Genomic DNA, 9,962 nt, shown 5'->3' with positions numbered 1-9,962 from the left:
TTACCAGGGACAGTACCTCGACAGGGAAACGGGGCTGCACTACAATCTGCACAGGTACTATGATCCGGATGTCGGGCGGTTCATAGTAACGGATCCGATAGGGCTAAGAGGCGGGTTAAACTTATATGCTTATGCGCCTAATCCAGTAAGCTGGATAGATCCGCTGGGTCTTAAATGTGGTGAATTAAGAAACCGTCGTCAGGCACTAAATAAAGCAAAAGATCTTGCGGGCATACCTCGTTCACAGCAACCTAATAGGCAATGGACAGTTGGAAATGATCCTAGAAGAAGGGGACAAACAAATTATAAATACTCAGAAGATTTAGGGTCTCATGGGCGATATTATGAATATACAGATGCCTACGGACATAAAAAAGTTGTAGTCGAGCACACGGCAGATCCTAGGGCACCTGGCCCTCACGCACATGCAGGACAACCTAAACCGGGCGCTGATCCTAGAACATACGATTTCAAAAGTGATAGATATCAGAAAATCAATGACCCTGTAACTAAGGATCATCATATATATTATGAAAATTAGTCTTGAAGATAAATTAAATTTAATTAGAGCAAAAGATTATGCTTCTAAATTAAATGGTGTCACTTCCTTTGAGGTATCATTCTTACGTAAGAATGACTTCATGTGGCATCGAGAAATGCTAATGGCAATAAATAAAACCGATAATATTATTGAAAGGAAAATTTTCAATTTACCTTTCAATATTAATGATCTAGCGAGAGATGTTGAAAGTACACTGAATGTGAAAAAAGATATTCTTTGCAATATATTCTATAATGGAGAGGTTTGCATATCTCTTCATGTCGAAAATTTTTCAAATTTCATATTGAGTTTGTTTTCGATAAATGAAACATATGATCTTTCATTAGCATTTACATCTCCTGATCGACTAATAGTTTTAAGTGATAATGAATATGATGTTCAGTTATATTATATTCATAAATAATTAATGTATGGCAAGATGGCCGGGAAAGATAAGATCTTCCCGGTTTTTTATTATTTAGCTTTCGTTCAGCACACTAAACATTCCGTCTCGCATCCCCTTAGCTTACTGTTTAACCTGATAAAGTTACCTGCGCAGTTCCTGTACTTCGTTGTTATCCGCGAGCAGGAGCAGGCAACCTTCCGGGGTCTTCACGGTAACGCCCGTGCCGATCTAGGCAGGGAAAGATCACGTAACGCAGCTTTTTTGTACTAAATAATTCGCACTAAATGTTCAATAATTGAGATATCCCTTATTACCTAAAGCTGTTTTTCATTGCTTATACATGATCAAATACTCCTTACATAATTAAGGAGAACAAAATGGAATTAAAAAAATTAATGGAACATATTTCTATTATCCCCGATTACAGACAAGCCTGGAAAGTGGAACATAAATTGTCTGATATTCTACTGTTGACTATTTGTGCCGTTATTTCTGGTGCAGAAGGTTGGGAAGATATAGAGGATTTCGGGGAAACACATCTCGATTTTTTGAAGCAATATGGTGAATTTGAAAATGGTATTCCTGTTCACGATACTATTGCCAGAGTTGTATCCTGTATCAGTCCTGTAAAATTTCATGAGTGCTTTATTAACTGGATGCGTGACTGCCATTCTTCAGATGATAAAGACATCATCGCAATTGATGGAAAAACGCTCCGGCACTCTTATGACAAGAGTCGCCGCAGGGGAGCGATTCATGTCATTAGTGCGTTCTCAACAATGCACAGTCTGGTCATCGGACAGATCAAGACGGATGAGAAATCCAATGAGATCACAGCTATCCCTGAACTTCTTAACATGTTGGATATTAAAGGAAAAATTATCACAACTGATGCGATGGGGTGCCAGAAAGATATTGCAGAGAAGATACAAAAACAGGGAGGTGATTATTTATTCGCTGCAAAAGGAAATCAGGGGCGGCTTAATAAAGCCTTTGAGGAAAAATTTCCACTGAAAGAATTAAATAATCCAGAGCATGACAGTTACGCAATTAGTGAAAAGAGTCACGGCAGAGAAGAACTCCGTCTTCACATTGTTTGCGATGTCCCTGATGAACTTATTAATTTCACGTTTGAATGGAAAGAGCTGAAGAAATTATGCGTGGCAGTCTCCTTTCGGTCAATAATAGCAGAGCAAAAGAAAGAGCCAGAAATGACGGTCAGATATTATATCAGTTCTGCTGATTTAACCGCAGAGAAGTTCGCCACAGCGATCCGAAATCACTGGCACGTGGAGAATAAGCTGCACTGGCGTCTGGACGTGGTAATGAATGAAGACGATTGTAAAATAAGAAGAGGAAATGCAGCAGAATTATTTTCAGGGATACGCACATCGCTATTAATATTTTGACGAATGATAAGGTATTCAAGGCAGGGTTAAGACGTAAGATGAGAAAAGCAGCTATGGACAGAAACTATCTGGCGTCAGTCCTTGCGGAGAGCGGACTTTCGTAATTTTGCCCTGGTTATTGGGGCCAGTGAGGGTAAAGAATCTCAATGGGTTCGAGTTGAACTTAGCGATGGGAAAATACATGGGCATCCCACATCACTCGATGAATTCCGAAGGCTAACAACACCATGAACATTGATTTCTTAGGAAAAAAAGGGAATGTTGTTTTTAATGACTTTTCCCTGAAGCAAAGCATCCCTCTTAATGAACAGCGAGATGAACTTAAGGAAGATATGCTCCAGGTTGAATATCCAGGTGGGTATCTTTTGGATGTTGGGTGGCGACCATCTTTTGATATAAATGGGAAGTTTTATATTTGTTTAATAAAGGATTTTGATTGGGATATTCCCATTTATAATGGCTCTGCGAAAGATATTGTCTCATTATTATTTGAAATTAACCAAGTTATAAATAAACTTTAAAAAAGCTGGGAGGAAAATTAAATCTTCCCGGCTTTTTATTATTTAATTCTCGTTTAGCACACTAAACGCCCCATCACACATTCCTACAACAGGATTAACTCCACAAATCTCATTTCCCATCGTCTACACTTACTCCTGTAAACCGTTCAGGAGCAGTAATGGATCACCAACTATTAGATGACAGCCCCCTTATCCGCATTTTTGCTTTGCATGCGTTACACAATCTCAAAGAGCGAGGCTTAACGCGCGGGGCGCTTCTCGATTATCACAGCCGCTATAAACTCGTCTTTCTGGCTCATTCCCAGCCTGAGTACCGCAAACTTGGCCCGTTTGTGGCTGATATTCACCGGTGGCAAAATCTGGATGACTATTACAACGAATATCGCCAACGCGTAATTGTTTTGCTTTCTCACCCCGCCAACCCGCGCGATCACACCAACGTTTTGATGCACGTTCAGGGTTATTTTCGCCCGTACCTTGATTCTACAGAACGCCAGCAACTGGCTGCGCTTATCGACAGTTATCGCCGTGGCGAGCAGCCTCTTCTTGCGCCGCTGATGCGTATCAAACACTATATGGCGCTTTATCCTAACGCCTGGCTTTCAGGGCAGCGTTATTTCGAACTTTGGCCGCGTATTTTTAACTTGCGCTATGCAGGAGTTTTATGACCACCCATCTGGTCTGGTTCCGCCAGGATTTACGTCTGCACGATAATCTGGCGCTGGCGGCTGCCTGTCGCAATCCGTCTGCACGCGTGCTGGCGCTGTATATTGCTACACCTCGTCAGTGGGCGACGCATAATATGTCGCCGCGTCAGGCTGAATTTATCAATGCTCAACTTAATACACTGCAAATCATGCTGGCGGAAAAAGGCATTCCCTTGTTGTTTCATGAAGTGGATGATTTTGCCGCCAGCGTTGAAATGGTTAAACAGGTGTGTGAGGAAAACCGCGTAACCCATCTGTTTTATAACTATCAGTACGAGGTGAACGAGCGAGCGCGGGATGCCCTGGTTGAGAAAACGTTGCATAACGTGGTGTGTGAAGGATTTGACGACAGCGTGATCCTGCCACCGGGCGCGGTGATGACCGGCAATCATGAGATGTACAAAGTTTTTACTCCGTTTAAAAATGCCTGGCTGAAACGGCTGCGGGAAGGGATACCGGAGTGCGTCGCTGCACCAAAAGTTCGTAGTAGCGGATCGATAGCGCCCCCGTCATCCATTACGCTGAATTATCCCTGTCTGTCTTTCGACGCAGCGCATTTTCCGGTGGAAGAAAAAACGGCGATTGCACAATTACGCCAGTTTTGCCAGAGCGGTGCCGGAGAGTATGAGCAACAAAGAAATTTTCCGGCAGTGGAAGGCACCAGCCGTTTGTCCGCCAGCCTGGCCACGGGAGGATTATCGCCTCGTCAGTGTTTGCATCGCCTGCTGGCAGAGCAACCGCAGGCGCTGGAGGGCGGGGCGGGTAGCGTCTGGCTTAATGAGCTGATCTGGCGTGAGTTCTACCGCCATCTGATGACGTATCACCCCTCGCTGTGTAAACATCGCCCGTTTATTGCCTGGACCGATCGCGTCCAGTGGCAGAGTAACCCCGCGCATTTAAAGGCCTGGCAGGAAGGCAAGACCGGCTATCCGATTGTTGATGCTGCCATGCGCCAGCTTAATGGCACTGGCTGGATGCATAACCGTCTGCGGATGATTACTGCCAGTTTTCTGGTGAAAGATTTGTTGATCGACTGGCGCGAAGGCGAGCGATATTTTATGTCGCAACTGATTGATGGTGATTTGGCTGCCAATAACGGCGGCTGGCAATGGGCGGCTTCTACCGGAACTGATGCCGCGCCGTATTTCCGTATCTTTAACCCGACAACTCAGGGCGAGAAATTTGACCGCGAAGGTGAGTTTATCCGCCAGTGGTTACCGGAACTGCGCGATGTGCCGGGGAAATTGGTGCATGAGCCGTGGAAATGGGCGGAGAAAGCAGGCGTGAGGCTGGATTATCCGCAACCGATTGTTGATCACAAAGAAGCGAGAGTACGAACGTTGGCAGCGTATGAGGCTGCGAGGAAGTGGAAATAACAGACGCGTCAGGCAATTGTGCCCGGATGCCGGATGCCGGATGCCGGATGCCGGATGCGGCGTGAACGCCTTATCCGGCCTACTAAATAGTGCAAAATCAATATATTGCAGGGGACTCCAGGCCTGATAAGACGCGTCAGCGTCGCATCAGGCACCGGTGTTGACTTATTAAGACTCCAGCGCCAGCGCACGGTTTCTGAACTTAAGCGCCTGGTACAGCCAAATCATCAGTACCAGCCCCACACAAGCCAGCGCACCCCAGGTGATTTGATCGAACACTTCAATATATGCATTGATGGAGTAGTTGATCGCCCCGGAAGCATCAAACGAAGCTTGCGATGTCTGATCGGCAATGACCCCCGCCAGATAGTTGGCAATCGCACCAGAAAGCAGCATATAAATGCCGGTTAATACACCGGTCACGCCGGGGATTTCAATGCGTGTAATTTGCGACATGGCAACCGGGTCGATAAACAGTTCGGCAAAGCCCATCACCGCCAGCCCCAGCACCATCAGTGGCAGAGAAGAGTGACCATACATTGCAGACCAGCGGGCACTTAAGGCCAGAATGCAGAATCCGGCACTCATCAGGCCGAGGCCAAGTGCAAATTTCCCCCAGATGCGCACGGTACGATTACCCGCGACACTCTCTTTTACGACCCACGCCAGGAACACACCGCACAGCATCACGGCAAAGGCATTAATCGACTGGAACATGGCGGTCGGAACGGTGTAACCAAAAATATCGCGGTTAACGAAACGGTCGATATAAAGGCTGATTGAACTGCCGCCCTGCTGTGCAAAGGCCCAGAACAACATGCTGAAGAAGGTAAGAGTGACAATCAGCCCCAGCTCTTTACGCTGTTTCTGGTTTTCTGCTTTGCGATAAATTTTTGCCAGCACGCCAAGACCAATGATAGTGGCGACAATTAAGGCGTAAACCGACCACTCTTTCCAGAACAATACGGTAATCAGTGCAGGCGTTGCGACCAGCAGAACCAGCAGCCATCCCCAGTTTGGCAGGAGAACGTTTTTCGCACACAGCACCTCTTTGTTAACGCCGCGGGTATGAGCGAAATGACGATTGCCACATAAGAAGATAACCAGCCCGGCGATCATCCCAACCGCAGCCAGGCCAAAGCCCATTGCCCAACTGTACTCTTGCTGGGCATAACCGCAGGCGATAGGTGCGATAATAGAACCCACGTTACCCGCCGCATACATCAGCGAGAAACCGCCATCTCGACGTGGATCGGTTGGCTCGTAGAGTTCACCTAGCAGGCAACTGACGTTAGATTTAAACAGGCCATAGCCGCAGACGATAATCGCCAGCGAGAGATAAAGGAATGTCGGGTGGATTTCGCTGGCACCCAGCACCAGATGCCCGATCGCCATCAACAACGCCCCCAACATCACTGCCATGCGGTTGCCGAGAACCTTATCCGCGAGGAAACCGCCAAGGATCGGCGTGACATACACCAGCGAACAGTAGGCGCTGAATAACGCGTAAGCGTGAGTATCGTTGTATTTCAGTTGGTTGGTGAGATAGAGAATCAGCAGGGCACGCATGCCGTAGAAGCTAAAATATTCCCAGATTTGTAGCGCGACAACGTAGTAGATAGCGCGCGGCTGTGATGCGTGTTTATTCATAATAATTCCGCGGTTGGATGCGACACCACGTAATAGTTGCGTGGCGTGCGTGTGTTTCTTTAAAGTTAAAACCTTGAAACAGATCTGATTATTTATGCAATATGCTGTCTGTTTGCATAAATATACATGAACTATGGCGTGGCGAGATAAACAATTTGCGTCTTTTGGCGGTGTGTTTGTTTCTTAATATGTCAAAAGATTGGCTATCGACGAACAGGCGAGGTAACGCTATGTTAACGGTGTAGCTATCAGAATACAGAAGGCGCGAAGATGAAAAACACCGAACTGGAACAACTGATTAACGAGAAACTGAACAGCGCGGCGATAAGTGATTACGCGCCGAATGGCTTGCAAGTGGAAGGCCAGGAGACGGTGCAAAAAATTGTTACCGGCGTCACCGCCAGCCAGGCGCTGCTCGATGAAGCTGTGCGTCTTGAGGCTGATGCGGTGATCGTGCATCACGGCTACTTCTGGAAAGGCGAATCGCCGGTGATTCGCGGCATGAAGCGTAACCGTTTGAAAACCTTGCTGGCGAATGACATCAACCTGTATGGCTGGCATCTGCCGTTGGATGCGCATCCGGAACTGGGCAATAACGCGCAGTTAGCGGCATTGTTGGGGATTACGGTAATGGGTGAGATCGAACCACTTGTGCCGTGGGGTGAACTGACGATGCCGGTGCCGGGGCTGGAACTTGCCTCGTGGATTGAAGCGCGTCTGGGACGCAAGCCGTTGTGGTGTGGCGACAACGGCCCGGAGGTGGTACAGCGCGTCGCCTGGTGCACGGGGGGCGGGCAAAGTTTTATCGATAGCGCCGCGCGTTTTGGCGTGGATGCTTTTATTACTGGCGAAGTTTCTGAACAAACCATTCATTCTGCCCGCGAGCAGGGATTGCATTTTTATGCTGCGGGGCACCATGCTACTGAACGCGGTGGTATTCGCGCGTTAAGCGAGTGGTTGAATGAAAATACCGATCTTGATGTGACCTTTATTGATATTCCTAATCCTGCATAACGAATAATCAGAGGGATCGAAAGTGCAACGAGCGCGTTGTTATCTGTTAGGCGAAACGGCGGTAGTGCTGGAGCTGGAGCCGCCAGTGACGTTGGCAAGCCAGAAACGTATCTGGCGACTGGCCCAGCGTCTGGTGGATATGCCGAATGTGGTTGAAGCCATTCCCGGCATGAACAATATCACGGTGATTTTACGTAATCCGGAGTCGCTGGCGCTGGATGCTATAGAGCGTTTGCAACGCTGGTGGGAGGAGAGTGAGGCACTGGAGCCAGAGTCACGCTTTATCGAAATCCCGGTGGTTTATGGTGGCGCAGGCGGGCCGGATTTGTCGGTGGTTGCGGCGCATTGTGGGTTGAGCGAAAAACAGGTTGTTGAATTGCACTCCTCCGTGGAATACGTGGTCTGGTTTTTAGGTTTTCAACCGGGCTTCCCGTATCTCGGGAGTTTGCCGGAACAACTAAACACGCCACGACGCGCAGAACCGCGCTTGCTTGTTCCGGCGGGGTCTGTCGGGATCGGTGGATCGCAAACGGGTGTTTATCCGGTGGCAACGCCGGGCGGTTGGCAGTTGATTGGTCATACCTCGCTCAGTTTGTTTGACCCGACCCGTGACGAGCCTATCTTATTACGTCCTGGAGACAGCGTGCGCTTTGTGCCGCAGAAGGAGGGAGTATGCTGAAGATTATTCGCGCGGGGATGTACACTACTGTTCAGGATGGCGGTCGTCACGGCTTTCGCCAGTCGGGTATCAGCCACTGTGGAGCGCTGGATTTGCCTGCGCTGCGCATTGCTAACCTGCTGGTGGGTAATGATGCTAACGCTCCGGCACTGGAAATCACGCTCGGTCAGTTAACGGTTGAATTTGAACGCGACGGCTGGTTTGCCCTGACAGGCGCGGGTTGCGAAGCTCGGTTGGATGATAACGCCGTCTGGACGGGCTGGCGTTTGCCGATGAAAGCAGGTCAGCGTTTAACGCTTAAACGCCCACAACATGGTGTACGCAGCTATCTGGCCGTGGCGGGCGGTATTGATGTTCCGCCAGTGATGGGATCATGCAGTACCGATCTCAAAGTAGGGATTGGCGGGCTGGAAGGGCGCTTACTGAAGGATGGAGACCGACTCCCCATCGGCAAAGCGAAGCGTGATTTTATGGAAGCGCAAGGCGTTAAACAGTTGCTGTGGGGTAACCGGATTCGCGCCTTACCGGGGCCGGAATACCATGAGTTCGATCGCGCCTCGCAGGATGCATTCTGGCGTTCGCCCTGGCAGCTTAGCCCGCAAAGTAACCGGATGGGCTATCGCTTACAGGGGCAAATCTTAAAGCGTAATACATCCCGCGAGTTGTTATCTCACGGCTTGCTGCCGGGCGTGGTGCAGGTGCCGCATAACGGTCAGCCGATTGTGTTGATGAATGATGCACAGACGACCGGCGGTTATCCGCGCATTGCCTGTATCATTGAGGCCGATATGTACCATCTGGCGCAAATTCCACTCGGACAGCCGATTCATTTTGTCCAGTGTTCACTGGAAGAGGCACTAAAAGCGCGGCAGGATCAGCAACGTTATTTCGAACAATTAGCGTGGCGGCTGCACAATGAAAATTGACCTGAACGCCGATCTGGGTGAAGGCTGCGCCAGTGACGCTGAGCTATTAACGCTGGTTTCCTCAGTCAATATTGCCTGTGGATTTCATGCAGGCGACGCGCAAACTATGCAGGCTTGCGTGCGTGAAGCAATAAAAAATAGTGTAGCGATTGGCGCGCACCCGAGTTTCCCCGACAGGGAAAACTTTGGACGCAGCGCCATGCAACTGCCGCCGGAAACGGTTTACGCCCAGACGTTGTATCAGATTGGCGCGCTGGCGGCGATTGCCCGTGGTGAAGGTGGTGTGATGCGTCACGTCAAACCCCATGGCATGCTGTACAACCAGGCGGCGAGAGACGCACAACTGGCAGACGCCATCGCCAGAGCGGTTTACGCTTGCGATCCGGCATTGATTCTCGTTGGACTGGCAGGAAGCGAACTGATTCGTGCAGGCAAGCGATATGGCCTGACAACGCGTGAGGAAGTGTTTGCCGATCGTGGATATCAGGCTGACGGCTCGCTGGTGTCGCGAAGCCAGCCAGGCGCGTTGATTGAAGATGAAGAACAGGCGTTGGGGCAAACGCTGGAGATGGTGCAACACGGCAGAGTGAAGAGTATCACTGGCGAATGGGCGACGGTAACAGTACAGACAGTCTGTTTGCATGGCGACGGTGAGCATGCACTGGCATTCGCCCGCCGGCTACGATCTGCATTTGCCGAAAAAGGGATTATGGTTACAGCATAATCCCGTTGA

Annotated in this window: 10 protein-coding genes and 1 pseudogene; 10 read left to right on the top strand and 1 reads right to left on the bottom strand. The window is 49.1% G+C overall.

Going from position 1 to position 9,962, the window contains the following annotated elements; all coding sequences use genetic code 11:
• From A9587_RS04810 to phrB, 6 genes and pseudogenes are all read left to right on the top strand, one after another.
• Window positions 1-541 (top strand): RHS repeat-associated core domain-containing protein (locus A9587_RS04810; protein WP_105281901.1); only part of this gene is annotated, 541 nt, incomplete at its 5' end.
• Window positions 531-965 (top strand): hypothetical protein, encoded by a 435-nt coding sequence (locus A9587_RS04805; protein WP_001516404.1) that lies wholly within the window; start codon window positions 531-533, stop codon window positions 963-965. The genes A9587_RS04810 and A9587_RS04805, both read left to right, overlap by 11 nt.
• Window positions 966-1,324: 359 nt before the next feature.
• A pseudogene (locus tag A9587_RS04800) lies at window positions 1,325-2,460 on the top strand (ISAs1 family transposase).
• Window positions 2,461-2,583: 123 nt separating this feature from the next.
• Window positions 2,584-2,877, top strand: coding sequence for a hypothetical protein (locus A9587_RS04790; protein WP_105263739.1), 294 nt, complete (start codon window positions 2,584-2,586; stop codon window positions 2,875-2,877).
• A gap of 158 nt (window positions 2,878-3,035) precedes the next feature.
• Window positions 3,036-3,545, top strand: a complete 510-nt coding sequence (locus A9587_RS04785) for a YbgA family protein (RefSeq protein ID WP_000350026.1) — start codon at window positions 3,036-3,038, stop codon at window positions 3,543-3,545.
• Window positions 3,542-4,960 (top strand): deoxyribodipyrimidine photo-lyase, encoded by a 1,419-nt coding sequence (gene phrB, locus A9587_RS04780; protein ID WP_105263740.1) that lies wholly within the window; start codon window positions 3,542-3,544, stop codon window positions 4,958-4,960. Before A9587_RS04785 ends, phrB begins: the two co-directional genes overlap by 4 nt.
• Window positions 4,961-5,128: 168 nt before the next feature.
• Here the strand turns inward: phrB and dtpD are convergent, their stop codons facing one another.
• On the bottom strand, window positions 5,129-6,610 hold the full coding sequence (dtpD, locus tag A9587_RS04775; RefSeq protein WP_001032669.1) for a dipeptide permease DtpD: 1,482 nt from the start codon (window positions 6,608-6,610) through the stop codon (window positions 5,129-5,131).
• A gap of 270 nt (window positions 6,611-6,880) precedes the next feature.
• Between dtpD and ybgI the strand changes: the two genes are divergently transcribed.
• Genes ybgI through pxpA form a run of 4 tightly spaced genes read left to right on the top strand, consistent with a single transcriptional unit; the run spans window position 6,881 to window position 9,953 of the window.
• Complete coding sequence (gene ybgI / locus A9587_RS04770) at window positions 6,881-7,624, top strand: radiation resistance protein YbgI (protein WP_000798885.1); 744 nt, start codon at window positions 6,881-6,883, stop codon at window positions 7,622-7,624.
• A gap of 22 nt (window positions 7,625-7,646) precedes the next feature.
• Window positions 7,647-8,303, top strand: a complete 657-nt coding sequence (gene pxpB, locus A9587_RS04765) for a 5-oxoprolinase subunit PxpB (RefSeq protein WP_001188383.1) — start codon at window positions 7,647-7,649, stop codon at window positions 8,301-8,303.
• A complete protein-coding gene (pxpC, locus tag A9587_RS04760) occupies window positions 8,297-9,229 on the top strand; it encodes a 5-oxoprolinase subunit PxpC (protein WP_001515990.1) in 933 nt (310 codons plus the stop codon). Before pxpB ends, pxpC begins: the two co-directional genes overlap by 7 nt.
• Entirely contained in the window at window positions 9,219-9,953 is a 735-nt protein-coding gene (gene pxpA / locus A9587_RS04755) for a 5-oxoprolinase subunit PxpA (RefSeq protein WP_105263741.1), read from the top strand. The genes pxpC and pxpA overlap by 11 nt, the downstream gene beginning before the upstream one ends.
• Window positions 9,954-9,962: the final 9 nt, after the last annotated feature.

It is taken from the genome of Escherichia sp. MOD1-EC6162 (assembly GCF_002965125.1).
Taxonomy (GTDB): Bacteria; Pseudomonadota; Gammaproteobacteria; order Enterobacterales; family Enterobacteriaceae; genus Escherichia; species Escherichia marmotae.
The sequence above is the reverse complement of the archived record's forward strand: the minus strand, read 5'-3'. Positions and strand labels throughout refer to the sequence as shown.